This window comes from Actinoplanes philippinensis (assembly GCF_900113015.1).
Taxonomy (GTDB): domain Bacteria; phylum Actinomycetota; class Actinomycetes; order Mycobacteriales; family Micromonosporaceae; genus Actinoplanes; species Actinoplanes philippinensis.
Genome location: NZ_FONV01000007.1, coordinates 241,949 through 266,351 on the forward strand (window position 1 = coordinate 241,949; position 24,403 = coordinate 266,351).

Genomic DNA, 24,403 nt, shown 5'->3' on the forward strand with positions numbered 1-24,403 from the left:
GTGATTCCTCTCGTGGCCCGGTCAGGCGATCACGCCGGGCGGAGTGGCGTTGTCGCCGCCCCACACGTCGTCGTCCTCCTGGAGCCAGGTCGAATACTCGCCGTCATCTCCCCCGTGGCCGCCGTGCCCGCCACCGCCGGCCATGCCGCCCATGCCGGCACGACCGCCGCCGCGGCCGCCACGGCCGGCGCCCGCGCCGCCCATGGCCCCGCCGCCGGGAGCGACCGACGGGCCCAGTGGCGGCACTCTGCTGCCGGCCAGGCCGGCACCTCCGCCCAGCCCGCGGCCGGCACCGAGGCCACCGCCGGCACCGAGCGCGCCCGCGCCCAGGCCGCCGGATCCCAGGCCACCGCCGGAACCGAGACCGCCGAGACCGCCGCCGCCGAGGGTGCCGCTGCCCAGGCCACCGAGGCCACCGCCACCGGCGCCGGACAACCCGCCACCACCGGCGCCGGCCAGGCTGCTGCCCGGCGGCAGTGTCCCGGAGGAGCCTGACGGGTCGAACGAGCTGGAGTCCGGATCGAACGAACTCGACGACGGATCGAACGTGTCGGTGCCGCCGGTGCCGCTGCCACCGGCTGGGTCGAAGCTCGACACCGTGCTCGGACTCGTGGTGTCCATCCCGGTCGGGGTGAACCCGCCGTTCGCCGCGGACGCGCCGGACGGCACCTTGGGCGTGGGACTGCCGGTCGGCGTGAAGTCCGAGGACCCGTCGACCCCGCCCGGGTTGCGTGCGGTGCCCTCCGGAATGTTCGGCACCTCGCCGCCGTAGCCGCCGACCAGCTTCTCGTACGCCTCGATCGCGGCGCCCTCGCGGTCACGGATCCAGCCGTCGACGGCCTTCCACGCGTCACCGATCAGCGGGATGTTGGAGATGCCGTCGCCCATGACGTATTTCAGGTAGCCGTGGGCGAACGTGCCCTCCTCGTACCCCGGGATCTCGGCGCCCTGGTTGTACGCCGACTGCCGGCTCTCCACCTCGGAATACATCCAGGTGGGGATCTCGATGGTGTTGACCGCCGTCTGCAGGTGGTCGTGCGCGCCGTTGAGCCCGTGCACGATCTTGCGGTGGTCCTCCGCGAGTCGTTCCAGCATGTCGCTGTGACCCTTGAGGTGCTCGCGGAACGCGTCGGCCGCGGCCCCCTGCCAGCTCTCCGTGTTGGTGGAGAGCGTGTTGATCGCGGTCCGCAACTCGTCGATCTGCCGGAACACCGAGCTCCACTGCGTGGCGGAGGCCTCGAGGTTGAAGTAGTTGCTCTTGATGCAGACGCGCTCGACGATCTGCTCCCATGTCGGCATGACCGGCCTCCTAGACCTTGTTCCGGGAGGCGTTCACCGCGGACATGAACTCGGACGCGGTGAGCGCGTTGCGCTCCTCGGCCGTCTTGTACTTCTCGGCCAGCGTGGTGATCGCGGCCCCGTCCACCTCGAGCTGCGTCGCCAGGCTCTTCAGTGACGAGTCGACCGCCTGGAAGGTGGCCGCGATCCGCGTCTTCAGCTCGTCGGCGACCGGGATCTGGTCGCCCAGCGCCGACCGGCTCTCGTCACCGCCCGTCGAGGCGAGCCGGTTCGCGTCGTAGACCCCCGGCCGCAGGTCGTCGGTGATGGCGGCCGACAGAGCGTTGAGGTACGACGTGATGTTCGCCAGGTGCGCGACATCGACCTTCAGCTCGGTCAGGCCCTTCGCGTCCGCCGCCGTGAATTCCCCCATGGTGCCTCCCTGCGCCGGAAATGCTTACCAGACCTTGGCGTTGTTCGCCTCGGTGCTCATGTAGTTCTCACGGGCGGTGCCGACGGCGCCACCGATCTGCGCGAGGATGCCGTTCAGGTCGGCGATGGCCTGGTCCCACTTGGCCTGGTGCGCGGCATACGCCTCCTGGTCCTGACCGTCCCACTGCATCCGCTGCAGACGGGTCCGCAGCGTGTCCAGCTTCTCCTCGATGCTCCGGGCGGCCGCCTGGATCTGGGAGTTGGCGTTCTCCAACGCCGCGTAGTTGACAAGGATCTCGCTCATGCTTGCTGACTCCCCCGCTTACGGATTTACGGCCGAGTTGAACTGGTTGAACATCGAGTTCTGCTGCTCGTCGTTCGAGGCGTGCACATTGCCCGACTTGTCCAGCAGATCAGCGATCTCGTCCATCGCCGTGAGCAGCTTCTTGACATCCGTGTCCCAGCGCTGCATCAGGTTCGAGAACCCGGTCGCGGCCTGGCCCTTCCACGCGGAACCCAGCTCCTGGACGTTGCCCTGCAGCGACTTCAGCTGCCCGTCGACCTCGGTGCGCGTCGACCGCACATCGCTGGCCGCGGTGGCCAGCGTGGCCTGATCGACTCTGAACGGTCCGGTCATACCCCGTCATCCCTTCGACACGCCGGGGGAACATCTCATCGCGCCCGCTGCGCTCCTGATGTGCTCCTACCCGGACGGAGACCTGTGCTGAGACAATAGCCGATTCACGCCAATCCTCGCGGCCCCCATTTCCGCTGGCAAAACGCAAAACGGACAATGACTCGTGTCGAATGCCATAGCGGCCGACGCCCGGCGGTTCGGGCACGCCGTAATCAGGACCAAAAAGGACGGATCATAAACGCACGTCAGCGGGCGTCCACCCGCGCGTCGCGTGGATCACGGTGACCGTCAGTGAGAACAAGGTCATAGTCCCCCCGATCGGATCCCGTACTCCGGCTCCAGGAACAGCGATTGTCACCTGGTCAGCAGGCAGGTACACACCGTGAGGCCGAGGGCCCGGTCGTCCGGGAGGCCGAAATCCGGTCACTCAACGTAGGCAAAAAAATCCATGCGGGGTACGGCGTGGGCGGCCCTTCGCCGCACCACCACTCCCGAGCCTGTCCGCGCGGCGTCCGCGCGGCGCACGACCGCGACGCGGCCGCCGGGCCGAGGCGGTGGGTCACCGATTTCCCGGCCGTGTTCCGTGCGACAGGATGGTGGCCATGAGTTCGTTCGTCGTCACCGGCGGCGCCCGCGGTGTGGGGCGGGCCATCGCCGAGCGCCTCGCCGCGGACGGGACCGTCGTGGTGGTGGACGTGGCCGATCGGCTCGTTCCGCCGTACCCCCGCATGGTCCTGATCTCCGGGGACGCCGCCGATCCGGAAGTGGCGCTGCGGGCCGCGACGACCGCCGAGGCCGCCGGGCCGCTGCGCGGATGGGTCAACAACGCCGCGATCTTCGACGACGCCGACCTGATCGGCGCGCCGGCCGCGCGCATCCTGGAGCTGATCACCGCCAACCTGGCGCTCGCGGTGACCGGCTGCCACACCGCGGTGAACCATTTCCGCGAGCATCGGCGGCCCGGGGCGATCGTCAACGTCTCCTCGCACCAGGCGCAGCGGCCGGTGCGCGGCGCGCTGCCGTATGCCACCGCGAAGGCCGCGATCGAGGGGCTGACCAGGGCGGTTGCGGTCGATCACGGGCCGGACGGGATCCGCACCAACGCGGTGGCCCTCGGCTCGATCACGACGGCACGATCGGCGGCATATCGGGCCGGCCATCCCGAGGTGGACGGCCAGATGGCGGCGCTGCACCCGCTGGGACGGCCCGGAACGGCCGGTGAGGCAGCCGATGCGGTGGCGTTCCTGCTGTCCGGCACCGCCGGTTTCGTCAACGGGGTGATCCTGCCGGTCGACGGCGGCCGGTCCGCGAACGGCCCCGACCCGGAGGCGCGCCACCGCATCCGATAGACGGCCGACCAAGGTGGTGGGTAGACCCAGCACCACCATGAAGAGCAATGCCGGCGGTATGTCGGAGGCTCGGGCGGCGGACGAGCATCAGGGCATGGACGATATCCGGGAAGCGCCCGCCACGGTGCGGGTGGCGTTCGTGATCTGGCTGGCCGCCGTCGGCGCCGGCACGGTGGAGACGGTGCCGGTGGTCACCGCCGCGCTCCCCGGCAGCACTCCGGCCGGCCTCGTCTTCGGGGCCGTCCGCACCCTCCACGTCATCGCTGTCCTGACCGCGACGGCCCTGATGTTCACCCCACCGTCGAACCGGTGGTTCCGCCGCCGCCCAGGCGTAGCGTTCAGGGGCGCACGCCACGCCGGAGGAGGGCATTCATGAGCGACCGCCTGACCAGCCTGCTCGGCATCGAGCATCCGATCGTGCAGGGGCCGTTCGGTGGTGGCATGTCCTCGGTGCCGCTCGCCGCCGCGGTCAGCGCGGCCGGCGGGCTCGGCTCGTTCGGGGCCAACCACCTGACGCCCGACGCCATCACCACCCTGGTCGGCGAGTTGCGGGTGGCCGTGCCCGCGGGCCTGCCGTTCAACGTCAATCTGTGGGTGCCGCATCCCGGTGAGCAGGAGCTGCGCCCCTCGCCCGCCGACTTCGACCGCCTCCGTCCGCTGTATGAGCGTCTCGGCCTGCCGGTCCCCGAGGGCTACACGCCGCCACCGCTCTTCGACGACCAGGTCGATGCGCTCCTGGCCGCCGAGCCGCCGGTGATCAGCTTCGTCATGGGCGTCCCACCGGCACGCGTGATCGACGAGGCCCGCCGCCGCGGCATCGTCACACTGGGCACCGCCACCACCGTCGACGAGGCGGTGGCCCTCGACCAGGGCGGCCTCGACGTGGTGATCGCCTCCGGCAGCGACGCCGGCGGCCACCGGGGCGCGTTCCTGCGCCCGCTCGCCGAGTCGCTGGTCGGCACGTTCTCGCTGATCCCCCAGGTCGCCGACGCGGTGCGGACCCCGGTTCTCGCGGCGGGCGGCATAGCCGACCGGCGCGGCGTGACCGCGGCCATGGCACTGGGCGCCGACGGTGTGCAGATCGGCACCGGTTTCCTGGCCACCGCCGAATCCGCAGCAAGCCCCGTCCACCGAGCCGCGCTGGCCGGTCCCGAAGCCCACATCACGGTGCTGACCAGGTTGTTCTCCGGCCGTCACGCCCGAGCGATCATCAACCCCCTGATCCGTGAACTCGCCGCCGCCGAGGACGCCGTCCCCGCCTACCCGGTCCAGAACACCCTGATGCGCCCCCTCCGCGCGGCCGGCGCCGCCCGCGACGACGCCACCTACGTGAATCTCTGGGCCGGCCAGGCCGCCCGGCTGTCCAGTCCCCTCCCGGCCGCCGACTACCTGAAGTCCCTCCGGTGACCCGTTCCCCTCCGAAGCCTCCTCCAGCCATGCGGCCGGTCCTCCTCGTTTGTGCCTGCGGGGCGCGCTGATCAGCTTGCGCCTACGGTGCGGGCACCGGGCGCGGGGAGTGCCAGGCACGGGCACGGCGCGCGGGACGCGGGACGCCGTTAGGGACCCTCGAACCGCCTTGTGACCAAGGGGCTGCCCGCCGACCGTCGCTCAGCTGCGGAATCTTGCCCTGATCACAGTGCCGGGACACAGCTGAGCGGCACGGCTGTGAGGTGTCGTGGGAAAGCTTGACGACACTCGGCGGTCCTCGACCGGGGTCGTGGATCCCGCAGGTGCTCAAAGGGCCTGCGGCTTCCCCGTGCGCCGGGCCGATGGCCGGGGTCGGCGAGATCGCGGGAGAGTTCGGAGCTGACGGTTGGGCGATGGACGCCTTACGTCGGCTCGCTTCGCGCGACGATGCTCGCTTTCGTTCTGTCATCCGCTCGCTGCCCGAAATCGATCACCGTTGGCGCGAGTCAGCGGCTGCTCCTCGACTCGACTGGAGGGATCTTCCCGTGGACCGGCGAGGGTTGGGAGAGCCCACAGCGATGTGCGCGCGTTCGGCGGTGGTGGGCGATCGGGGCTGCCCGGGCGCGGTCTGCCGGTCAGGGACGGCGGGCCAGGAGGGTGAAGGCGTTCGGCAGGCGGCCGTGCCAGGCGGCGGCGTCCACTCCGCCCATTCGCCAGAACGGGGCCGGGTGTTCGGCCAGGTGGAGCAGTTGCAGGCCGGCGGTGATCACGGCGGTGACCACCTCGGCCAGGGTTCGCTGCCACTGGACGGCGCCGCCTGCGGGGAACGAGTCGTTCACGTGGCTGGGGGCGAAGTAGCTGCGGTCGGGGCGGATTCGGGGCTCGTCGGCGTCCCAGGTCCACAGCGGGGCCGCGGGGTGCTCCTCGTAGAGGAAGAGGTGGCCGTCCGGGCGTAGCAGGCGGGTGATGTCGGCTGCCCACTCGTTCAGGTCGGGCATCCAGATGAGGGCGCCCTTGCCGGTGTAGACGAGGTCCGCGCAACCGCTGGCCAGTGGGGCGCCGGGCAGGGCTGCGACCACGTAGCGGCAGTCGGCGCCGAGTTCGGTGGCCCGGCGCTGGGCGGCGCCGGCGGCCACCGCGCTGTAGTCGAGGCCGATCACCGAGCGGGCGCCCGCCTGCAGGAGTCCGATGTCGTCGGCGCCGTGGCCGCTCTGCCAGTGGACGACGTCCGGCGCATCCCGGAGAACGTCGCGGAGCAGGTCGCGTTCGAGTGGGGTGAGCGAGGTGCCGGCGGCCGCTTCGGCAAGCAGTTCCGGATATTCGCGGACGTGCTTCTCGGACGCCGCTTCCCAGGCGTCCCGGTTGGACCGGGTCGTCGTATCCATCTCCGGACCATCCATCACCGTTGCTGAACTGTCCACCGAGTTCGCCGCCGCTGCGATGCGTCCGCCGCGAGGCAACCGCCACGAAGCAACCGCCACGAAACAGCCGCCGCAAGACAACCGCCGCGAGGCAACCGCCACGAAGCAACCGCCGCAAGACAACTGCCGCGAAGCAGCAGGCACGAAACGGCGGCCGGCCGGAAACCGGGCGGCACGGGGCAGGGTGACCAGCGGCCTCAGCCCGGCGGGCGCGCTGCGGCCGGGAGCGGGCAGCCACCTCGCGCGGACAGGCTCGGCACTTTTCGTAGCCGTACGAGAATCAAATGAAGAGTGAGAGGAGCATGACGCAAGCGAAACCGACCACCGAAATGATCGTCTCCATGATCGACCAGGTTTTGATGGTCTGGCCGACGGTCATGCCGAAGTATTCCTTGACCATCCAGAATCCGGCGTCGTTCACGTGGGAGAAGAACAGCGAACCGGCGCCGATGGCGAGGGCCAGCAGGGAGACCTCGGGACGGTCCAGGGTGGCTGCCAGCGGGGCGACGATGCCGGCCGCGGTGATTGTCGCGACGGTGGCGGAACCGGTGGCGACCCGGATTCCGACGGCCACCAGGAAGCCCAGGAGCAGGGCGTTGATGTTGGCGTCGCGGGCGGCGTCGGCGATCACGTTGCCGACGCCGGCGTCGACCAGGACCTGTTTGAAGCCGCCGCCCGCGGCGACGATCAGCAGGATTCCGGCGATCGGCGGAAGTGCGCCGCCCAGTACCGCGTTGGTTTCCCTGCGGTCGAATCCGGCTCGTTTTCCGAGGGCCCACATGGCCACGAAGACGCCGGCGAGAAGGGCCACCACGGGTTCGCCGATGACTTCCAGAACGTCGCGGACGGCGTCGCCTTCGGGGAGGAGGAGTTCGGCGGCGCCGCGGGCGAGCATCAGCGCGACCGGCAGGAGAACGGTGAGCACGGCCGCCCAGAAGCCGGGGTTGCGGCGCGGGCCGAGCTGCTCGTCGACCGTCCTGCCGGGGCCGACCGGGTCGGCGAGGTCGTCGCGGTCGACGAAGTCCTGACCGCCGACGGGTCCGGTGGCCGGCCGGTCGGCGCCGGTGGCAGCCGGGCCGGACGAGGCGGAGAGCAGCGCCGGGACCGGCAGCGGGATCCGCTTGGCGATGAAGTTGCCGAAGACCGGACCCGCGACGATCACCGTCGGGACCGCGCAGATCAGCCCGAGCATCAGGGTCAGCCCGAGGTCCGCCTGCAGGCTGTCGATGGCGACCAGCGGCCCGGGATGCGGTGGCACGAGGCCGTGCAGCACCGACAGGCCGGCCAGCGCCGGGATGCCGAGGCGGAGCAGGCCCACGTCGGTACGCCGGGCGACGAGCAACACGATCGGGACGAGCAGCACCACCCCGACCTCGAAGAACAGCGGCAGCCCGATGAGCGCCGCGACGCCGGCCATCGCCCACGGCAGGGCGGCCCCGGAGACGCCGTTGACGATGCGGTTCACGATGCCGTCGGCGCCGCCGGATTCGGCGAGGAGCGCGCCGACCATCGAGCCGAGCGCGATGAGGACGCCGACGCCGCCGGCCGTGGTGCCGAGGCCTTTGGTGAACGAGTCGACGGTGTCGGCCGGCGCGGCGCCCGCGGCGAGGCCGAGGACGCCGGCGCCGGTGATCAGAGCGAGGAACGGATGCCATTTGGCCCACGCGATGAGCAGGACCACCGCCGCGATGCCGAGCACCGCCGCGAGCACGAGCTGGGCGGTGCCGGCATCGGTGATGGTCTCCGTCATGCGGCGCGTTTACCCCGCGGTAACAGTCCTCAATCCCGGGGTGAGCGGGTTGCCGGGCGCGGATTTCCGGGTGGCCGGCGACTCGGGGAAGACGGCCGGGCAGTGGGTGCCCTTGGCCGGCAGCCGCCGGTCGACGAGATAGGTGTCGATCGCGGCCTGGGCGCAGGGGCTCAGCCAGTAGGTGCCGTGCCCGACGCCGTCGTAGGTGAGGAACGTGGCGCTGGGCAGCTGGCCGGCGAGGCTGCGACCCCACTGGTACGGGGTGGCGACGTCGTACCGGCTGTTGGCGAGCAGGATCGGCGGCAGTTGCGGTGACGCGTGCAGCCGGTGCGGCGGGTTGGTGACCCGGTACGGCCAGTTCTGGCAGGAGGTCAGGTCGGTCCACGCGATGGGGCTGAGCCGGGTGTGCGGGGCGAGCCGGTTCTGGGCCTTCTCGAGTGCCCGCAGCCGCTGGTAGCCGCCGACGTCGAAGTGGAAGTCGGAGCACATGACGGGCAGGTAGCCGTTGGGCGCTGGCTCGCCGCGACGACGGGTCTCCGAGCCGCCTCCGTTACCGAGATCGATCAGGTCGTCGGCGAGCGCGAACCAGCCGGCGGGGTCGTACAGGTAGCCGAAGGTGATCTGGGTCAGGAACTCGGGCAGGAAGGTGATGCCGTCGACGACCAGTTCGCCCGCCTCGGCTTTCGCGTACAGGTCGTCGAAGTAGGCGAGGGCGCCCTGCTCGTGCAGCGCGCACGCCGGTGTCCGGTCGCACCAGGAGGCGAACTGGAGGAACGAGTCCTCCATGGCGAGCGTCTCCCACTTCTGGTAGTCGGCGATGCTCTGCGAGTGGTCCATGTTCGAGTCCAGCGCGAGGGCCCGGATCCGGCCGGGGAACAGCTCGGCGTACTGCTGACCGATCATGGTCCCGTAGGACACCCCGTAGTAACTGATCTTGCGGGCGCCGATGGCGGCACGGATCGCGTCCATGTCGCGGGCCACGCTGGCTGTGTCGACGAACTTCACCAGCGGCCCGGACAGGTCGTGGCAGGACCGGCCGAGCGCCCGGTTGGCGGCCCGCAGCGTCGCGTACTCGGCTGCGCTGTGCGGGTACAGCACGGCCCCCTGCGCGTCGAGCGCATCGCTGTCGCAGGTGATCACCTGGCTGCGGGCCTGGCCGCGCGGGTCGAACCCGATCACGTCGAACCGGTCGGTGATGACGTCGGAGAACGCCTCTGCGGCGCCGTAGGCGAAGTTCACTCCCGAGCCGCCCGGCCCGCCGGGGTTGATCAGCAGGGGGCCGATCCGGCGGGCCGGGTCGGAGGCCGGCAGCTTGGCCAGGGCCAGGGTGACGGTGGAGCCGCCCGGCCGGGACCAGTCGACGGGCACCTCCAGTTCGCCGCAGACGACGCGTTCGGGCGCCTCGTCCTCCGGGGCGCACGGCCCCCAGTCGATGGTGTCCGCGAGCGATCCGGCGGGTGGCGCGGCGTGGGCGGCTCCCGGCACTGCCGGGCCGAGGAGGGCGAGGAGCATCAGGGGTACGGCCAGACGTACGGTCGTGCGACGCATGGGCAGACCTCACGTGTCGGTGACAGAGTCGCCGCCCATTCAAGTCTGCCGATGCAAACGGGGTCCGATCAGCGGCTGGACAGCTGCGCCTTGACACCCCGGGTCAGGTCGTCGCCGAGGATCTCGGCGTCGCCGCGGGCCACCGCGTCCAGGGCGAGCGCCGCGACCACCGCCGGGTCGCTCTTCTGGTCGGCCGGGACGGCGGCGGCCATGTCGGTGTCCATGTAGCCGACGTGCAGCCCGGTCACCGTGATCCCGCGCGGGGCGAGCAGATCACGGCTGGCGCCGGTGAGCGCCCAGGCCGCCGCCTTCGCCGCCGAGTAGGAGCCGTAACCGCCCGGGTGCAGCCAGGACAGCACGGACAGCACGTTGAGCACCGCTCCCCCGCCGTTGCGCTCGATGACCGGCGCGAACGCCCGGGTGGCGAGCAGGGTGCCGAAGTAGTTGGTCTCCATGTCGAGCCGGATGCCGTCCAGGTCGCCGTCGAGGATCGGCCCGCCCACGCCGACGCCGGCGTTGTTGATCAGAAGGGTGGCGTCGGCCGCGGTCACGGCCGCCTCGGCCACCGACTCGGGGTCGGTGACATCGAGCCGGAGCGGGATCGCGCCGGGCAGGTCGACGGATTCGGGGGTACGGGCGGCGGCGTAGACCGTGGCGCCGCGCTCGATCAGCTGGGCGGCGAGGTGGCGGCCGAATCCGCGGTTGGCTCCGGTGACGACGGCGACTGCGCTGGTGAGTTCCATGCGAATTAGATTATGACCATCATCTAACGAGCGCCAGAGTCGTGGGAGTAATAGATGACACACATAATCTATAGTGGGGGTCATGGGACGGGTGTCGCAGGCGCAGGCCGCCGAGAACCGGGAACGCATCGTCACGACGGCCGCGCGCCTCTTCCGTGAGCGCGGGATCTCCGGGGTCAGCGTCGCCGACGTGACCGCCGAGGCCGGGCTGACCCACGGCGGCTTCTACAAGCACTTCGCCTCGAAGGACGCGCTGGTCGCCGAGGCGGTGATCCGGGCGTTCGCCGAGCAGGCCGCTGCTCTCGGCGACACCGGCTCCCCCGCCGCGCTGATCGACGCGTACCTGTCGGCCGGGCACCGCGACGATCCCGGCGCCGGTTGCCCCTCGGCGGGTTTCGGCGGCGACGTGGCCCGCTCCGGTGGCGGCGACGCGACCCGCCGGGCCTACGCCGAGGGCGTGGAGGGCTTCGCCCGATATCTGGCCGGCGGAGACCGACACCCGGCCGACGGAGACCGACACCCGACCGGCGGAGAAGATCGGGAGCAGGCCGACCGGGGAGCAGACGCCGGCCTGGCCACGCTCAGCACCATGGTCGGCGCCCTGATCCTGTCCCGCGCGACGGCCGGAACGGCCCTCTCCGACCGCATCCTCACCGCCGCCCGGGAGAGCCTCGGCCTCCGCGACGTCAACCCAGTGGAAGCCCCTGCTGCAGGAGGGTGAGGGCGTGCAGCACGCGCCGATGATCGTCGGGCGTGACCCCCTCGCCGGAGGTCAGTCGCGCGGCGGGCAGAGCCGCCATCATCACGCCGACCGCCGCGCCGGCGGTCACCCGGGCCGAGAAGTCGTCGGGCGGCAACCCGGCCCGTTCGCCGATCACCTCCGCCATCAGGTCGATCGCGCCGGTCATCTGATGCATCATCCGGGCCCGCAACTCCGGCACGCCGAGCACCAGCTTCTGCCGGCGCCGCTCCCAGGCCCAGGTCTCCGGGTCCATGTTCGCGAACACGTCGCGCAGGGCCCGCACGATCGCCTCGATCGGGGCCACGTCGGCGGGCTGGGCGCGGATCGCCTGGACCAGCACCGCGTCCACGTCGTCGACGAGGACGACGTCCTCCTTGGCCGGGAAATACCGGAAGAACGTGCTGGGCGAGACCTCGGCCGCCTCCGCGATCTGCTCGACGGTGGTGGCGGCGAACCCCTGCTCCTCGAACAGCCGCATCGCGTGCTCGCGGATGGCGGCACGGGTCTTCGCCTTCTTGCGCTCGCGCAGGCCGGTCGGGGAGGTGCTCATGACCCCGATTCTGCCAGCACGTCCGGCTCCCGCCCGGCTCGCGCGCCGCGAGGCAGGATCACCAGGGCGAGGACCACCCCGGCCGCGGCGACACCGCCGGAGAGGATCAGGGACAGATCCATGCCGTGTACGAACGCCGCCCGCACCGCCTCGAGCAGCCCGTCGTCGCCGAGCCGTTGAGCAGCAGTGGTACCGGTGGCGGCGCTGTCCCGGAACTCCGCCCCCGCCGTCGCGGGCAGCGCCGAACGGTATCCGGCATTGAGCGCCGTGCCGAGCACGGCCACGCCGATCGCGCTGCCGACCTGCCGGACAGCCTGGATGAGAGCGTTGCCGACGCCGCTGCGCTCGGCGCCGAGAGCGCTGATCGCGACGTTCATCGAGGTCGGCATGGTGAGACCGAGACCCACCCCGGCGACGGAGATCCATGCGGCGACCACGCCGTAGCCAGCTGCGGCATCGGTGGCCGCCCCGGTGAACAGGGCGGCGGCCATCAGCGTGAGCCCGGCGGCGATCACCACCCGCGGGCCGGTCCGGGCAGCCAGGCGCTCACCGATCCGGGCGCCGGCCATCAGGCCGCCGATCACCGGAAGCAGGCGGAGCCCGGCGCCGAACGCGTCCGCGCCGCCGACCGCCTGGAAGAGCTGGGGCAGGGCGAAGAGGAGACCGAAGAACGCGAACCCGGCGATCGTGGCGAGCAGGGTGCCACCGGCGAACGACCGGTCGCGGAAGAGCGCGAGATCGATCAGCGGCGCGGCGGCCCGCCGCTGCCACCACACCAGCACGGCGAGCACCAGTACCCCCATCGCGATGATCAGTGGAGCGCGCCCCTCGGTCCAGCCGTGTTCCCCGGCATCGATGACGCCGTACGTGACGGCGACCAGGCCGGTGGCCGACAGCAGGACGCCGGGCACGTCGAAGCGCGGGCGCGGTCGCCGTACGACTCGGGGACCAGGACCGCGACCGCGATCAGCCCGAGCGCCACGATCGGCAGGTTGATCAGGAAGACCGACCCCCAGTGGAAGTGGTCGAGCAGCCAGCCGCCGAGGAGGGGGCCGATCGGGATGCCGAGCGCGTTCGCGGTGATCCAGATGGTGAGGGCGCGGGGCCTCTCCCGTTCGTCGAACAGGACCGTCAGGATCGCGCCGATCAGCGACATGATCACTGCGGACCCGAGGCCGAGGGCCGCCCGTGCGGTGACGAGCTGCCCGATCGTGCCGGCGAGGGCGCAGGCTGCCGACGCACCCCCGAAGATCACCAGCGCGATCAGCAGGAGGCGTCTGCGGCCGAACCGGTCGCCGAGCATGCCGGCCGGCAGCAGCGCCGCGGCCAGCACCAGCAGGTACGACGTGGTGAACCACTGCAGGTCGGCGGTGGTGGCGCCGAGATCGCGGGCCAGCGTGGGCAGCGCGACGCTGAGCACCGTGCTGTCCAGCCCGATGACGACGGTGCACAGAGCGAGGGCGGCCAGGGCGTACCACCGGTGGGTGTTTTCGAAAGCAACCATGAAATGACAGTAGCTTTCAAAATCAAGTCACTACCAGATTGTTCGACTAGCAGTGCGGGTCGGCGCGCCTTCCTGCGGGCCGTTGCGAGCCTGTGTCACGATCTTGGCTGGTGTTTCCAGCGGTCAGCAGCGTGTGGAGGATCGGTTCCCGATGAAGAAGGTGCTGGGCTGGGTCCTGCTGTTCCTGCTCGTCTTCTGGATCGGCACCAATCCGGGCCCGGCCGCCGACGTGGCGCGCAGCATCGGCGACGGCGTCGGCGACATCTTCAGCAACATCGGCACGTTCTTCGTCGAGCTGGCCAACGGCAACTGAGGTGCGGCTGCTCTTCGCCGGCCTGGCGACGGTCGACCTGGTGCAGCGGGTCCAGCGGCTGCCCGGCGCCGACGAGAAGGTCCAGTCCGAGTCGGTGGAGGTGGCCGCGGGCGGCCCGGCGGCCAACGCGGCGGTGACGGCGGCCGCGCTCGGAGCGTCGGTCACACTGGTCAGCGTGGTCGGCGCGCACCCGCTCGGCGATCTGGTCCGCGCCGACCTGGCCGCGCACGGGGTCACTCTGATCGACGCCGCCCCGGACTCGCCCGAGCCGCCGCCGGTCTCCGCGGTGACGGTCCTCGCCACGACCGGCGAACGCACCATCGTCAGCCGCAACGCCGGCAACCGTCGGGTGACGATGCCCGCCGAAGGTCTGCCCGACGCCGATCTGACCCTGGTCGACGGGCATCATCCGGCGCTCGCGACGGCCGCTGCCCGCGCCGCCCGCCGTCTGCTGGTCGACGCCGGGAGCTGGCGACCGGTCTTCGCCGACGTCTTCCCCCATGCCGAGGTGGTGGCCTGCTCCGGCGACTTCCGTCACCCGGGCGCCGCGCCGATCGACGCCGCGACGGCCGACGCCGTTGCGGCGCCGCATGTCGTGGTCACCCACGGGCCGGGGCCGGTCCGCTGGTTCAGCGCACTCGAAGCGGGCGAGGTCGCGGTGCCCCCGGTCGCCGCCGTCGACACCGCGGGCGCGGGCGACGCGTTCCACGGTGCTCTCGCCGTCGCACTGGCACGCGGCGACCGGAACCTGCCGGCTGCCATCGCCTACGCCATCGGGGTCGCCGCCATCCGGGTCCAGCACGCCGGCCCCCGGTCCTGGCTGACCCACCTGAGCTGACCGGCCCGCGGGCTGACCGGTCTCCGCCGGCCGGTCCGCCGGCGTTGTCGCGCCGGCGGACCGTCTCAGCAGGTCAGACCGTCTGGGCGAGACGGTCGGCGAGCAGCTTGGCGAACTTGGCCGGGTCCTCCAGGTCGCCGCCCTCGGCGAGCAGCGCCGTCCCGTACAGCAGCTCGGCGGTGTCCCGCAGCGACGTGTCCTCCGCGCTGCGCTCGTGCGCCGCGCGCAGGCCCGCGACCAGCGGGTGGTCCGGGTTGAGCTCGAGGATCCGCTTGACCCGCGGGCCCTCCTGGCCCATCGCCCGATACATCTTCTCCAGCGCCGGGGTGATGTCGTCGGCGTCGCTGACCAGGCAGGCCGCCGAGGTGGTCAGCCGGTGCGACAGCCGCACCTCCTTGACCTGCTCGCTCAGCTTCTCGCCGAGGAAGCCGAGCAGCGGGCCGAAGTCGCCCTCGGGCTCCGGCTTCTCCTCGTCCTGGGGCAGGTCGACCGAGCCGCGGGCGATCGAGCGCAGTTTCCTGCCGTCGAAGTCGGGGACCACGTCGGTCCAGATCTCGTCGACCGGGTCGGTGAGGATCAGCACCTCGTAGCCCTGCGCGCGGAACGCCTCCATGTGCGGCGAGTTCTCCACCTGGGAGCGGCTCTCGCCGGTCAGGAAGTAGATCTCCTCCTGGCCCTCCTTCATCCGCTCCACATATGCGGCGAGGGTGGTCGGCTCGGTGCCCTCGGTGGTGGCGAACGACGCGATCTCCAGGATCGGCTTGTGGTTGTCGGGCTCGGCGAGCAGGCCCTCCTTGACCGCCCGGCCGAACTCGCGCCAGAACGTCGCGTACTTCTCCGGGTTGCTGGTCTGCAGGTCCTTGATCGTGGACAGCACCTTCTTGACCAGGCGGCGCCGGATCATCTGGATGTGCCGGTCCTGCTGCAGGATCTCGCGGGAGATGTTCAGCGAGAGGTCGGCCGCGTCCACCACGCCCTTGACGAAGCGCAGGTAGTCGGGGATCAGCTCCTTGCTGTCGTCCATGATGAAGACGCGCTTGACGTAGAGCTGCAGCCCACGGCGGGCGTCACGCTGGAACAGGTCGTGCGGCGCCCGGGACGGGATGAAGAGGAGCGCCTCGTACTCGAAGGTGCCCTCCGCCTTCATGTTGATGATCTCGAGCGGATCGGTCCAGTCGTGGCTGATGTGCTTGTAGAACTCGTGATACTCCTCGTCGGTCACCTCGCTGCGCGGCCGCGCCCACAGGGCCTTCTGCGAGTTGAGGGTCTGCACCTCCTCGCCGGACCGCTTGCGGATCGGGAACGAGATGAAGTCCGAGTACCGCTTGACGATCTCCTTGAGCTTCCACTCGTCGGTGTAGTCGTAGAGCGCGTCGTCCTCGTCCTTGGGGCGCAGGTGCAGCGTCACCGTGGTGCCGATCGGCGCGTCCGGCGCCTCGTCGATGGTGAAGGTGCCCTCGCCGGTCGACTCCCAGCGGGTGCCGTGACCCTCGGTGCCGGCCTTGCGGGTCACCAGCTCGACCCTGTCGGCGACCATGAACGTCGAGTAGAACCCGACACCGAACTGGCCGATCAGCTCGGGGCTCTCCTTGGCCTCCTTGAGCTTGCCCAGCAGCTCCGCGGTGCCCGACTTGGCGATCGTGCCGATCAGCGCCACGACCTCGTCGCGGGTCATGCCGATGCCGTTGTCACGGACCGCGAGCGTGCGTGCCTCGGCGTCGACCTCGATCTCGATGTGCAGGTCGGAGGTGTCCGCCTCGAGCCCGTCCTGCAGCTTCGCCAGGCGCAGCTTGTCCAGCGCGTCCGACGCGTTCGAGATCAGCTCGCGCAGGAAGATGTCCTTGTTCGAGTAGATCGAATGGACCATCAGCTGCAGCAGCTGGCGCGCCTCGGCCTGGAACTCCAACGTCTCCATCGTCACCCGTTTCCGTCATGTCCGGTGGTTCCCACCCGATCGTAGGACCCCCGCCCGGCCGCCCGTCAGGCGACGTGGCGGACCGCACCGGCCGGCGCCGGCGGGACCGCTCCCGGATGCAGGATCGCGGCGATCGCCTCCACTCCGTCCACGAGGCGGGGCCCCGGGCGTACCACCAGGCCGTCGCCGTCGATCGCCCACACCGACGCGCCCGGGAAATGCGGAACCACCGCCTCCGCCTGGCGGACCGCGCCGTCCAGGTGGTAACCGCAGGGCGTGACCAGCACGATCTCCGGCCGCGGAGCGGCCAGCTCGGCCCACGAGACCTGGACCGAACGCCGGCCGGGCCGGGCCGCGACCGGTTCGCCACCGGCCGCGACGATCAGATCCGGCACCCAGTGCCCCGCCGTGAACGGCGGATCCACCCACTCCACCACCGCGACCCGAGGGCGAGGCCGCCCGGCCACCGCGGCACTCACCGCCGCCAGCCTCGCCCGCAGGCCGGCGACAAGATCAAGACCCCGTTGCGGTACGCCCGCCGCGTTCGCCACCACGCAAAAGGTGTCCAGGACGTCCGGGAGGGTGTGCGGGTCGAGTGACAGCACCTCACTGCGGCAGCCGAGGTGGCTCAACGCCCGGTCGACGTGCCCCGACGGCAGCGCGCACACCCGGCACAGGTCCTGGGTGAGAATCAGGTCCGGGTCGAGTCCGGCGAGCGCCCCGGCGTGCAGCGTGTAGAGGTCGCCGCCGGCCGACATCTGCGTGCGCACGTAGTCGTCGATCTCGCCGGGCGTCATCGTGCTGGTGTCGCGCCCGCCGACCACCACCGTCTTCTCCGAGCGGGCGGCGGCCGGCTCGTCGCACTCGAACGTGACGCCGACCAGGTCGTCACCGAGCCCAAGAGCGTAGACGATCTCGGTCGCGGACGGCAGCAGGGACACCAGGCGCATGCCCCCATACTCCCGGACTACGACCGGGGGATGATGCCGGGCCGCGTAGTTACCACCTTGGACCGATGTGGGGGCGCATCGGGAACGGGAATGCTGGGCGGCACCGGATCGACGGATACTGCGACCACCGGAAGGGACTCCGATGACGACGGCACCGCCGGCCCACGACGACGTTCTCGTTCTCGACTACCTGGCCTCGCTCTGGGCGGCCGCCGCCGACCTGCCACCGGAGACGCGCGACGAGCTGATGAACACCGTCGCCGGTTACATCGCGATGCGGCGTGACCTGGCCGACGACCCGTCCCGGGTGCTCGGCCGGTTAGGGCCGCCCGACCAGCTCGTCGCCGCGGTGCGCCGCAGCGGCGCCCCCACCCATCTGCGCCTGCCCGGCCCACCGGCCGCCACCCCGGCCGCGCCCGCCGGCGGCTCCGAGCGGGTCGCGGTGGGCCTGCTGACCGCCGGCGCGGTCGCCCTCCCGATGGTCGGCCAGGCGGCCGGCCTGATGGTCGCGACGGTGTCCCCCCGCTGGACCCCGGTCCAGAAGGCCGCGGCCTGGCTGCTGGCCACCGGCCCGGTCCTCGGCGCGATGTTCCTGCTGACGCTGGCCGGCGTCGCACTCCTCAGCGGCTTGGGTTTCCTGATGGTCTATGCGGCGGCATGCACCGGTTCGATCGCGGCGGGCCTGACCCTGCACGCCTGCGCCCGGCCGTGACCGCCCCGGCCCACATGCGGCAGCTTCCGCACACTCCGAAGCCGGCCGCCGGCCGGTGAAGCCGGCCGCCGGCCGGTGACGGCGGACGGACGGCGTCCTCCGGCCGGATGATCAGTGGATCGGGGGCCGGCCGACGAACGTCTCCGTCCGCCCTCGCCGGGCGTTGTAGACCTGTTCGGGCGGATGCACGTGCTCGCCACCCATCGCGATGGCGTCGAACCGCTCCCGGTCGACCGGCTCGCCCGGCTCCGGCATCGGCGCCCACCTGTCCCAGGGCAGGCAGATCGCGTCGTCGAGGCAGGCGATGTCACGCAGCACCACAGCCGCCACCACGGACTCCCCCGCCACCGCGTCCGCCCGGGACCCGGCTCCCCCGGCCACGTCTGCTTTCCCCTCCTCTCCGGCCACCTCGCCTTTCCCGGCTCCTCCGGCCGTCTCCGCGTGCCCCGGTTCCCCGGCGTTCCGCCGTCCCGCGGCCACAGGCGCATTCCCCGCTTCCCTGGCGACCTCGGCGTACCCTGCTTCGCCGGGCGGCGCCGTGTCGCCGGTCGTTCCGGTCGAAGCCGGGTCGGCGCGGGCCGCGGTGAGGTGCGAGCCGTACCGGGCGGGGTCGTGGCCGTGCCGGATCGCGATCCAGGCGTTCTGGCCGCCGACCCAGGCTCGGCCGCGGGGCACGTCGAGCGCCGGCAGCAGGAGCGGCAGCGCCGGCCGTTGCTCCTCGTCGAGCTGGACGTCGGCGAGCAACCAGCGGCCGAGGCGTCGTTCGTGGTATTCGACGAGCCAATGCTCCTCGTAGCGGCCGGCGATGAGATAGGTCGCGAACCCGCAGCGGACACGGGCCGGCACGCCACGGGCCCGCAGCACGGCCGCCGCCACCGTGGCGAAACCCCGGGCGGTGGTCACGACGCGCCGCCCGGGTGGGCGGGGCTCCGACAGCGGCCGGGCGTCGCGGGCGGTCACCGCGTCGAGCATGTCGCCGGCGGAGCGCAGGTGCACCGTACGCCGATCGGTCTCGGTCAGCGGGATGCCCAGCGTCGCTGCCCGCTCCTCCAGCAGGAACAGTCCTCGCACCACCGGGGCGATCGACTCGATGCGGGGCGGGATCGCCGCAAAGGACCTCGCGTGCGGGCCGAGCGTGGTCAGCGGTCCCGCGTCGAGGTGTCTGCGCAGCATGATCCAGCAGAACACATCGATGCCACAGCGGTCACTCCCACTTGATCATGGCGGGTCTCTGGTACACAGTGGAGCACTCATCGAGGGGGCGACATGGCGTGGTGGAAGAACCGTGACCAGGACCGGCAGCCGGACGAGGCGGCCCCGGCCGGCGACTGGCGCGACGACCCGCGGGTGGCCCGGGTCGCCGAGTTGACCTCGCACGCCCTTGAGCTGCAGAGACTCGGGCACATCGAGCAGGCGCTGAGCGGCGCGCAGGAGGGTGTGGCGCTGGGGCGGCAACTCGTCCGGGCCTACCCGGAGCCGGTTCATCTGCAGGAGCTGGCCGGCATGCTCTACGGGCTGGCCGGGATCCTGAACCGGGTCGGGCGGCCCGAGGAGGCCGCCGACGTGCTGGCGGAGAGCCTGGCGGCGTACCGCGATGTGGCCGGCGCCGGTGTCGGCGGCATCGCGCCGCTGATCGCCGACGTCCGCGCCCGGCAGGCGTCCTCGCTGGCGCACCTGGGCCGGATCACCAGCGCCGTGGTGCACGCCGACCTCGCGGTGGCCGCCTACCGGGAACTCGCCGACGGCCCGGACGGCGCCGGGCATCTGGCCGACCTGGTCCGGGTGCTCGGGGTGAACGCGCAGGTGCTGGCCCTCGCCGGCGATCCGGACCTGGCGTGCGCGTCGGCCGAGGCGGCGATCGGGACGTTCACCCGCAACCGGGCGGCCTTCGAGCGGATGCCGCAGGCCGCCGCCTACCTCACGATGCTGTCGTCGTCGTGTTCCCTGGCGAGCCGCATCCACGCCGCCAACGACCGGATCGAGCGGGCCCTGGCCGCCGACGACATCGCGGTTCGCCTCACCCAGCAGCTGGTCGAGTACGGCGGGTCCGGGCACCGTGACCTGCACGCGGCCGCCATCGCGCGGCTGGGAGCCCATCTGCTCGCGGCGGACCGGGCGGCGGCGGGCGCGGCCCGGATACGCGAGTCCCGGGCCATCGACGCCGCCGCGGCCGACGCCGAGCTGGCCGAGATCCAGGACACGCGGGGTGAGGCCGACCGGTTCGGCCTGACCCTCTCGTACGCGCTGCGGCAGGCCGCCGAACTGGGCGTCGACGGTGCCGGCGGCGTGCTCGACCTGACCGCCGCCGACCCGGGCGTGGAGGCGGTGACACCGTCGACGCGCTGCGCCCCGGAGCGGGTCGCGGCGCGCGCCGAGGCCCTCGGCCGGGTCGGCCTGGCGGCGCTGTCACCGGCCCCGGGCGAGGGTTACCGGATCGGCGTCGAGGCCCATCTGATGTTCGCGGCGCTGTCCGAGCGCGGAGCCGCGACGCCACCGTTCTGGACCGAACTGCTGGACCGGCTGCTGACCGAGTTCGGCGAGGACCTGCTCGGCACGGACGTCACCGATTGGCGTGACCGCAGCGTGGGATCGCCGAGCGCCACCTGACCGCGGGGGTGGCGGCGTCGCTCAGACGGTCAGGCGGGCGACGATCGGGAGGTGGTCGCTGCCGGTCCGGGGCAGCGTCCGGACCGAGGTGACGGTCAGCGAGCGGGCCAGGACCTGGTCGATCCGGGCGATCGGCAGGGATGCCGGGAAGGTGAAGGCGAAATCGGAGCCGTCGGTGGCCAGGTGGGCGGTGACGGGTTCGAGGCCGTGGTCGGCGATGGTGGCGTTCAGGTCGCCGAGGAGGATCACCCGCTCGTGTCGTTCGGCGGCCAGCGCCGCGCCCAGCTTCCGGGCGCTGTCGTCGCGGCGGGTGGTGTCGAGGCCGGTCGGGCCCGGGCGCACCGACGACAGGTGGGCCACGTAGACGGCGATGTCGCCATACGGGGTGTGCGCGACAGCGCGGAGGCCGCGGTTCCAGTCGTCGCCGAGGCCGAGGGGCCGGATGTCCAGCGGCGCGGCCTCGATGAGCGGGTGCCGGGACCAGAGCGCGACGGTGCCGTGGACGGTGTGGTGGGCGTAGGCGGCGGGGAACGCGGCCGCGTAGGCGGGCACCGCTGCGGGGGTGATCTCCTCGAGGGCGACCAGGTCGGGTCCGGCCGCGACGAGGGTGCGGACGGTGCCGGCCGGGTCCGGGTTCTCGTCGCTGACGTTGTGCTGGACCACGACCAGGTCGGAGGCCGCGTCGCGGTCCGGCAGGAGGTGGCCGCCGAAGATCGCCAGCCAGGCGGCCAGCGGCAGCGCCGTCGCGAGCAGAGCCGGCCGGGAGCGGCGCAGGAGGGCCGGCAGGAGCAGCACCGGGATGCTGAGGCCGAGCCAGGGCCGGACGGTCGGGAGCAGGCTGCCGCCGGGCAACACCAGAAGCACCGCGACGACAGCCGCCACCGGCGCCAGCACGAACCGGCCGAGCCGGTCGGAGGCGCCGGAATTCCGCACCGGCTCGGAGATCCGCACGCGGCGATGCTCGCACAGCCGGTCAAATCACCCGCCGCCACAGCCACGGCGACAGCAGGCCGATCCCCCGCCACCACGACCACGGCGGCAGCGGGTCAGGCCCCGCCGGGCCACCAGGCGCGGACCGTCGCGGTCAGAGCCGCCACGAGCAGCACGGTGAGGTAGGCGAGGACCATCCGGACGTCCCGCAGCAGGCACGACGACCGCCGCAGCCCCTGCCGCCGGGCCCGCAGGTACCCGGCCAGCCCGAGCCCCGCGAAGAAGGCCACCGCCACCGGCCCGCACAGCCAGGTCAGCGCGGCCACTGTCGCGTAAACGCAGAGGCGCAGCGGGTCGGGTGGGCTGCTCACGGCCCGGCGACCCGGGACAGCCGCTGGCCGGACAGCGCCGGCCAGGCCTGCACCGCGCAGAACGGCGCGCACTGGTCCCGGTCGTCACGGCGGGTGCCGACGTGCACGCAGCACTGCAGCAGCCGTTCCTCGATCATCGTGGCGATGTCCATGAACGGTTTCACGGTGATCCGTTTGACGCGTTCGGCGAGCAGGCTGCGCAGCCGGTCCCGGCGGCCGGGCAGCGCCAGGGTCGCCAGCGTGCCGATGCCGAGATCGCAGCCGGTGCAGATGTCACGCCACAGGTCGCCGATCCGGGGATGCGACAGCGACGACTGTTCGGAGAGCAGGCCGAGCACCGACTCCCGGACGGCCTGGCGCAGCTCGGCGGGCAGGCCGGTGTCGGCGATCCGGTTGGCGACCAGGCCGGGCGCCTCGGCGAGCAGCGCCAGCAACCGGTCGTGGCCGATCAGCGTGGTGAGCGAGCGCCAGCGGCCGGTGTCGTCGCGCAGCAGGTAGCCGACCGAGCAGCAGTGCGGGTGCGAGCACGGCAGGGCGGTCAGGTCGCGCCAGGTGACCCGGTCGCCGGTCTGCGGGCCGAGACGGGCGAGCACGCCGGTGTGGGTGAGGCGGCGGTTCCAGTCGATCGGGCCGGAGCGGCCGGACCCGAACTGCGGCTGCACGGTGACCCCGCCGACGTACGGGGTGGCCAGCGCCCGGTCGATCACCGCGCCGATCTCGCCGTCGTTGACGCCGAGGGCCGCGGTCATGGTCAGCGTCGTGAAGATCCCGGCCGCGGACAGCCGGTCGATCGCCTCCTCCTTGTGCCGGCCCAGATCGGCGCCACGATGATGCCGGTGGGCGGCGGCCGACGTGCCGTCGTACTGCAGATAGACCTCGACCCGGTCGCGGTGCCGGGCGAGCAGGCCGAGCAGGGCGTCGTCGCGGGCCAAGGTGAGCCCGTTGCTGTTGACGAGCACCCGCACGATCGGCCGTTGCGCCACCTCGTCGAGCAGTTTCGGCAGGTCCGGGTGGAGGGTGGGCTCTCCGCCGGAGAGCATGAGGACGTCGAGGCGGCCGTTCTCCCGGGCCAGCCGGGCGTCGATGTTCGCGAGCACGTCGGCGATCGGCACCGGCTCCCCGGCCGACGGCGACGACGACGTGAAGCAGGTCGGGCAGCGCAGGTTGCAGCCGTCGGTCAGGTCGGTGAGCAGGATGCACGTGTGCTGCGTCTGCATCTCCGGCAGCCCGTCGAGGTAGGCGGCCGGCACCGGGGCGAAGTTGCCGGCGACGTCGGGCACGTGCTGTTTGGTCGGCGCCGTCCACTGTTCGAGGTAGGTGAGGATGGCCGGGTCCTCGTCGTAGAGGGTGCGGACCAGGCCGTGCCGGGGACAGCCGCGTTCCAGCCAGACCCGCTCGTCACGGATCATCAGCCGGCCCGACAGACGGGCGACGCCGGCCAGGTCACCGCCGGGGTCGTCGAGGTGGCAGTGCGGGCAGAACGCGTTGACGTACCGATGGATGCGATCACCGCGCAACGGCATCCCGATGCTCAGGCCCATGCGGTCTCCTCCCGGCGGGCGGCGCGCAGTGCCCGCAGCCGCCAGCCCAGTAACGGCAGGCAGCAGATCAGGAAGATCTGCGGCCGGGTCAGCCCGGCGGCGGCGACCTCGTTGCCGCGCACGAATTCGACAGCGAACCGGAACACCGCGTACGCCGCCAGGTAGGCGGTGAACAGCACATCCGGGCGGGCGGGCCGGTCCCGGCAGGCGATCAGCAGGGTCAGAGCAAAGATCTGGAAGACGATTTCGTACGCGAACGACGGGTGCAGTGGCACCGCAAAAGGCGTCCCCGGGAACCGGGCGGCGTCGGCGCGGCTCAGCGTGACGCCCCAGGAGGCGCCTGTCGGTGTGCCCGGACGCTCGGTGAGCAGGCAGCCGATCCGGCCGATCGCGAGTCCGGCGGCGATCGCCGGGGCGAACAGGTCTCCGGTGCGCCACGGGTACCGGCACAGCCGCTTGGCGATCAGCACTCCCACGTATGCGCCGACCAGCCCGGACAGGATGCTGCGCCCGCCGTGGAGCCACTGCTGCACGAGCCCGGCGTTGCGGCCCGGGTCGAGGTGACGGGCCCATCCGGCGAGCCGGCTCACCAGCAGCCCGCCGACGAGCGCGCCGGCGACCAGATACCACAGCCGCGGGTCGGTTCGTCGCCGGCGGCGAACCTCGTACGCGAAGAGTGCCCCGGCCACGACGACGCCCGCGCCCACGAAAACGTCGTGCGCCTCCGCCGGAAGGAGACCGATTTGCACCCTTTGACGCTATAGCATGATCGCCGTGCGCTCGCTGTTCTCGCCGAAGGCACGCCGCTCCCGGACCGCCCCGGAAGTGGCAGGCGTTTGGACCGCCCCCGACACCGCACGCGCTC

26 protein-coding genes are annotated in these 24,403 nt (G+C 72.0%); 8 read left to right on the top strand and 18 right to left on the bottom strand.

Annotated elements, in window-relative coordinates:
- Positions 1-21 precede the first annotated feature (21 nt).
- Genes BM290_RS19830 through BM290_RS19845 form a run of 4 tightly spaced genes read right to left on the bottom strand, consistent with a single transcriptional unit; the run spans position 22 to position 2,347 of the window.
- Positions 22-1,299 carry a WXG100 family type VII secretion target gene (locus BM290_RS19830; protein WP_093616162.1) on the bottom strand — a complete coding sequence of 426 codons (1,278 nt, stop codon included), beginning with the start codon at positions 1,297-1,299 and terminating at the stop codon, positions 22-24.
- Positions 1,300-1,309: 10 nt separating this feature from the next.
- Positions 1,310-1,711, bottom strand: a complete 402-nt coding sequence (locus BM290_RS19835; protein WP_093616164.1) for a hypothetical protein — start codon at positions 1,709-1,711, stop codon at positions 1,310-1,312.
- A gap of 24 nt (positions 1,712-1,735) precedes the next feature.
- Positions 1,736-2,014, bottom strand: coding sequence for a WXG100 family type VII secretion target (locus BM290_RS19840; RefSeq protein ID WP_093616166.1), 279 nt, complete (start codon positions 2,012-2,014; stop codon positions 1,736-1,738).
- Between the two features lie 18 nt (positions 2,015-2,032).
- Positions 2,033-2,347, bottom strand: a complete 315-nt coding sequence (locus BM290_RS19845; RefSeq protein ID WP_093616168.1) for a WXG100 family type VII secretion target — start codon at positions 2,345-2,347, stop codon at positions 2,033-2,035.
- Between the two features lie 602 nt (positions 2,348-2,949).
- On the opposite strand from BM290_RS19845, the gene BM290_RS19850 reads away from it, so the two are divergent.
- From BM290_RS19850 to BM290_RS19860, 3 genes are all read left to right on the top strand, one after another.
- A complete protein-coding gene (locus tag BM290_RS19850; protein ID WP_307837941.1) occupies positions 2,950-3,696 on the top strand; it encodes an SDR family NAD(P)-dependent oxidoreductase in 747 nt (248 codons plus the stop codon).
- 94 nt (positions 3,697-3,790) lie between these two features.
- Entirely contained in the window at positions 3,791-4,072 is a 282-nt protein-coding gene (locus tag BM290_RS19855) for a hypothetical protein (protein ID WP_143133846.1), read from the top strand.
- Positions 4,069-5,103 carry an NAD(P)H-dependent flavin oxidoreductase gene (locus tag BM290_RS19860; protein ID WP_093616174.1) on the top strand — a complete coding sequence of 345 codons (1,035 nt, stop codon included), beginning with the start codon at positions 4,069-4,071 and terminating at the stop codon, positions 5,101-5,103. Before BM290_RS19855 ends, BM290_RS19860 begins: the two co-directional genes overlap by 4 nt.
- A gap of 635 nt (positions 5,104-5,738) precedes the next feature.
- Here BM290_RS19860 and BM290_RS19865 read toward each other — a convergent pair.
- The 4 genes from BM290_RS19865 to BM290_RS19880 form a co-directional block, all read right to left on the bottom strand.
- Positions 5,739-6,488: a class I SAM-dependent methyltransferase gene (locus tag BM290_RS19865; protein ID WP_093616176.1), complete on the bottom strand. Its 750-nt coding sequence runs from the start codon at positions 6,486-6,488 to the stop codon at positions 5,739-5,741.
- Between the two features lie 316 nt (positions 6,489-6,804).
- Positions 6,805-8,274 (bottom strand): GntP family permease, encoded by a 1,470-nt coding sequence (locus BM290_RS19870; RefSeq protein WP_093616178.1) that lies wholly within the window; start codon positions 8,272-8,274, stop codon positions 6,805-6,807.
- Between the two features lie 9 nt (positions 8,275-8,283).
- Positions 8,284-9,822, bottom strand: a complete 1,539-nt coding sequence (locus tag BM290_RS19875) for an alpha/beta hydrolase (RefSeq protein ID WP_093616180.1) — start codon at positions 9,820-9,822, stop codon at positions 8,284-8,286.
- 68 nt (positions 9,823-9,890) lie between these two features.
- Positions 9,891-10,565: an SDR family oxidoreductase gene (locus BM290_RS19880; RefSeq protein ID WP_093616182.1), complete on the bottom strand. Its 675-nt coding sequence runs from the start codon at positions 10,563-10,565 to the stop codon at positions 9,891-9,893.
- A gap of 82 nt (positions 10,566-10,647) precedes the next feature.
- On the opposite strand from BM290_RS19880, the gene BM290_RS19885 reads away from it, so the two are divergent.
- The gene (locus BM290_RS19885; RefSeq protein WP_093616184.1) at positions 10,648-11,286 is read left to right on the top strand and encodes a TetR/AcrR family transcriptional regulator; all 639 of its coding nucleotides are present in this window, start codon (positions 10,648-10,650) and stop codon (positions 11,284-11,286) included.
- Here the strand turns inward: BM290_RS19885 and BM290_RS19890 are convergent.
- From BM290_RS19890 to BM290_RS49880, 3 genes are read right to left on the bottom strand one after another with little or no spacing between them, the layout of a single operon-like run.
- Positions 11,252-11,857: an acyl-CoA-like ligand-binding transcription factor gene (locus BM290_RS19890; RefSeq protein ID WP_093616186.1), complete on the bottom strand. Its 606-nt coding sequence runs from the start codon at positions 11,855-11,857 to the stop codon at positions 11,252-11,254. The two genes, BM290_RS19885 and BM290_RS19890, sit on opposite strands and share 35 nt — an antisense overlap.
- A complete protein-coding gene (locus BM290_RS49875) occupies positions 11,854-12,768 on the bottom strand; it encodes an MFS transporter (protein WP_239143605.1) in 915 nt (304 codons plus the stop codon). Before BM290_RS49875 ends, BM290_RS19890 begins: the two co-directional genes overlap by 4 nt.
- Positions 12,669-13,361 (bottom strand): MFS transporter, encoded by a 693-nt coding sequence (locus BM290_RS49880; RefSeq protein WP_239143606.1) that lies wholly within the window; start codon positions 13,359-13,361, stop codon positions 12,669-12,671. Before BM290_RS49880 ends, BM290_RS49875 begins: the two co-directional genes overlap by 100 nt.
- 151 nt (positions 13,362-13,512) lie before the next feature.
- Here BM290_RS49880 and BM290_RS48425 point away from each other — a divergent pair, with 151 nt between their 5' ends.
- Together BM290_RS48425 and BM290_RS19905 are read left to right on the top strand one after the other, a co-directional pair.
- On the top strand, positions 13,513-13,674 hold the full coding sequence (locus BM290_RS48425) for a hypothetical protein (RefSeq protein ID WP_177319804.1): 162 nt from the start codon (positions 13,513-13,515) through the stop codon (positions 13,672-13,674).
- 1 nt (position 13,675) lies between these two features.
- Positions 13,676-14,512, top strand: a complete 837-nt coding sequence (locus tag BM290_RS19905) for a PfkB family carbohydrate kinase (RefSeq protein WP_093616190.1) — start codon at positions 13,676-13,678, stop codon at positions 14,510-14,512.
- Positions 14,513-14,585: 73 nt separating this feature from the next.
- On the opposite strand, the gene htpG is transcribed toward BM290_RS19905, so the two are convergent.
- Both htpG and BM290_RS19915 read right to left on the bottom strand, forming a co-directional pair.
- A complete protein-coding gene (gene htpG / locus BM290_RS19910; protein ID WP_203779413.1) occupies positions 14,586-16,433 on the bottom strand; it encodes a molecular chaperone HtpG in 1,848 nt (615 codons plus the stop codon).
- A 59-nt stretch (positions 16,434-16,492) separates the two neighbouring features.
- A complete protein-coding gene (locus tag BM290_RS19915; protein ID WP_093616192.1) occupies positions 16,493-17,377 on the bottom strand; it encodes an ABC transporter substrate-binding protein in 885 nt (294 codons plus the stop codon).
- Positions 17,378-17,519: 142 nt separating this feature from the next.
- Here BM290_RS19915 and BM290_RS19920 point away from each other — a divergent pair, with 142 nt between their 5' ends.
- A complete protein-coding gene (locus BM290_RS19920; protein WP_093616193.1) occupies positions 17,520-18,089 on the top strand; it encodes an HAAS signaling domain-containing protein in 570 nt (189 codons plus the stop codon).
- Positions 18,090-18,200: 111 nt separating this feature from the next.
- Here BM290_RS19920 and BM290_RS19925 read toward each other — a convergent pair whose 3' ends face one another.
- A complete protein-coding gene (locus BM290_RS19925) occupies positions 18,201-19,262 on the bottom strand; it encodes a hypothetical protein (protein ID WP_143133847.1) in 1,062 nt (353 codons plus the stop codon).
- 93 nt (positions 19,263-19,355) lie between these two features.
- Between BM290_RS19925 and BM290_RS19930 the strand changes: the two genes are divergently transcribed.
- Entirely contained in the window at positions 19,356-20,696 is a 1,341-nt protein-coding gene (locus BM290_RS19930; protein ID WP_093616197.1) for a hypothetical protein, read from the top strand.
- 21 nt (positions 20,697-20,717) lie between these two features.
- Here BM290_RS19930 and BM290_RS19935 read toward each other — a convergent pair whose 3' ends face one another.
- From BM290_RS19935 to BM290_RS19950, 4 genes are all read right to left on the bottom strand, one after another.
- Complete coding sequence (locus BM290_RS19935) at positions 20,718-21,647, bottom strand: endonuclease/exonuclease/phosphatase family protein (RefSeq protein ID WP_239143607.1); 930 nt, start codon at positions 21,645-21,647, stop codon at positions 20,718-20,720.
- 95 nt (positions 21,648-21,742) lie between these two features.
- The gene (locus tag BM290_RS19940; RefSeq protein WP_093616199.1) at positions 21,743-21,997 is read right to left on the bottom strand and encodes a hypothetical protein; all 255 of its coding nucleotides are present in this window, start codon (positions 21,995-21,997) and stop codon (positions 21,743-21,745) included.
- Entirely contained in the window at positions 21,994-23,538 is a 1,545-nt protein-coding gene (locus tag BM290_RS19945) for a radical SAM protein (RefSeq protein ID WP_203779415.1), read from the bottom strand. Before BM290_RS19945 ends, BM290_RS19940 begins: the two co-directional genes overlap by 4 nt.
- Positions 23,529-24,287, bottom strand: coding sequence for a prolipoprotein diacylglyceryl transferase (locus BM290_RS19950; protein ID WP_093616201.1), 759 nt, complete (start codon positions 24,285-24,287; stop codon positions 23,529-23,531). The genes BM290_RS19945 and BM290_RS19950 overlap by 10 nt, the downstream gene beginning before the upstream one ends.
- Positions 24,288-24,403: the final 116 nt, after the last annotated feature.

What these genes read in the sequence shown, in the direction of transcription:
- BM290_RS19830 (WP_093616162.1), bottom strand. Translation starts at nt 1,299, where the DNA reads ATGCCGACATGGGAGCAGATCGTCGAGCGCGTCTGCATCAAGAGCAAC.
- BM290_RS19835 (WP_093616164.1), bottom strand. Translation starts at nt 1,711, where the DNA reads ATGGGGGAATTCACGGCGGCGGACGCGAAGGGCCTGACCGAGCTGAAG.
- BM290_RS19840 (WP_093616166.1), bottom strand. Translation starts at nt 2,014, where the DNA reads ATGAGCGAGATCCTTGTCAACTACGCGGCGTTGGAGAACGCCAACTCC.
- BM290_RS19845 (WP_093616168.1), bottom strand. Translation starts at nt 2,347, where the DNA reads ATGACCGGACCGTTCAGAGTCGATCAGGCCACGCTGGCCACCGCGGCC.
- BM290_RS19850 (WP_307837941.1), top strand. Translation starts at nt 2,950, where the DNA reads ATGAGTTCGTTCGTCGTCACCGGCGGCGCCCGCGGTGTGGGGCGGGCC.
- BM290_RS19855 (WP_143133846.1), top strand. Translation starts at nt 3,791, where the DNA reads ATGGACGATATCCGGGAAGCGCCCGCCACGGTGCGGGTGGCGTTCGTG.
- BM290_RS19860 (WP_093616174.1), top strand. Translation starts at nt 4,069, where the DNA reads ATGAGCGACCGCCTGACCAGCCTGCTCGGCATCGAGCATCCGATCGTG.
- BM290_RS19865 (WP_093616176.1), bottom strand. Translation starts at nt 6,488, where the DNA reads ATGGATACGACGACCCGGTCCAACCGGGACGCCTGGGAAGCGGCGTCC.
- BM290_RS19870 (WP_093616178.1), bottom strand. Translation starts at nt 8,274, where the DNA reads ATGACGGAGACCATCACCGATGCCGGCACCGCCCAGCTCGTGCTCGCG.
- BM290_RS19875 (WP_093616180.1), bottom strand. Translation starts at nt 9,822, where the DNA reads ATGCGTCGCACGACCGTACGTCTGGCCGTACCCCTGATGCTCCTCGCC.
- BM290_RS19880 (WP_093616182.1), bottom strand. Translation starts at nt 10,565, where the DNA reads ATGGAACTCACCAGCGCAGTCGCCGTCGTCACCGGAGCCAACCGCGGA.
- BM290_RS19885 (WP_093616184.1), top strand. Translation starts at nt 10,648, where the DNA reads ATGGGACGGGTGTCGCAGGCGCAGGCCGCCGAGAACCGGGAACGCATC.
- BM290_RS19890 (WP_093616186.1), bottom strand. Translation starts at nt 11,857, where the DNA reads ATGAGCACCTCCCCGACCGGCCTGCGCGAGCGCAAGAAGGCGAAGACC.
- BM290_RS49880 (WP_239143606.1), bottom strand. Translation starts at nt 13,361, where the DNA reads ATGGTTGCTTTCGAAAACACCCACCGGTGGTACGCCCTGGCCGCCCTC.
- BM290_RS48425 (WP_177319804.1), top strand. Translation starts at nt 13,513, where the DNA reads ATGAAGAAGGTGCTGGGCTGGGTCCTGCTGTTCCTGCTCGTCTTCTGG.
- BM290_RS19915 (WP_093616192.1), bottom strand. Translation starts at nt 17,377, where the DNA reads ATGCGCCTGGTGTCCCTGCTGCCGTCCGCGACCGAGATCGTCTACGCT.
- BM290_RS19920 (WP_093616193.1), top strand. Translation starts at nt 17,520, where the DNA reads ATGACGACGGCACCGCCGGCCCACGACGACGTTCTCGTTCTCGACTAC.
- BM290_RS19925 (WP_143133847.1), bottom strand. Translation starts at nt 19,262, where the DNA reads ATGCTGCGCAGACACCTCGACGCGGGACCGCTGACCACGCTCGGCCCG.
- BM290_RS19930 (WP_093616197.1), top strand. Translation starts at nt 19,356, where the DNA reads ATGGCGTGGTGGAAGAACCGTGACCAGGACCGGCAGCCGGACGAGGCG.
- BM290_RS19945 (WP_203779415.1), bottom strand. Translation starts at nt 23,538, where the DNA reads ATGGGCCTGAGCATCGGGATGCCGTTGCGCGGTGATCGCATCCATCGG.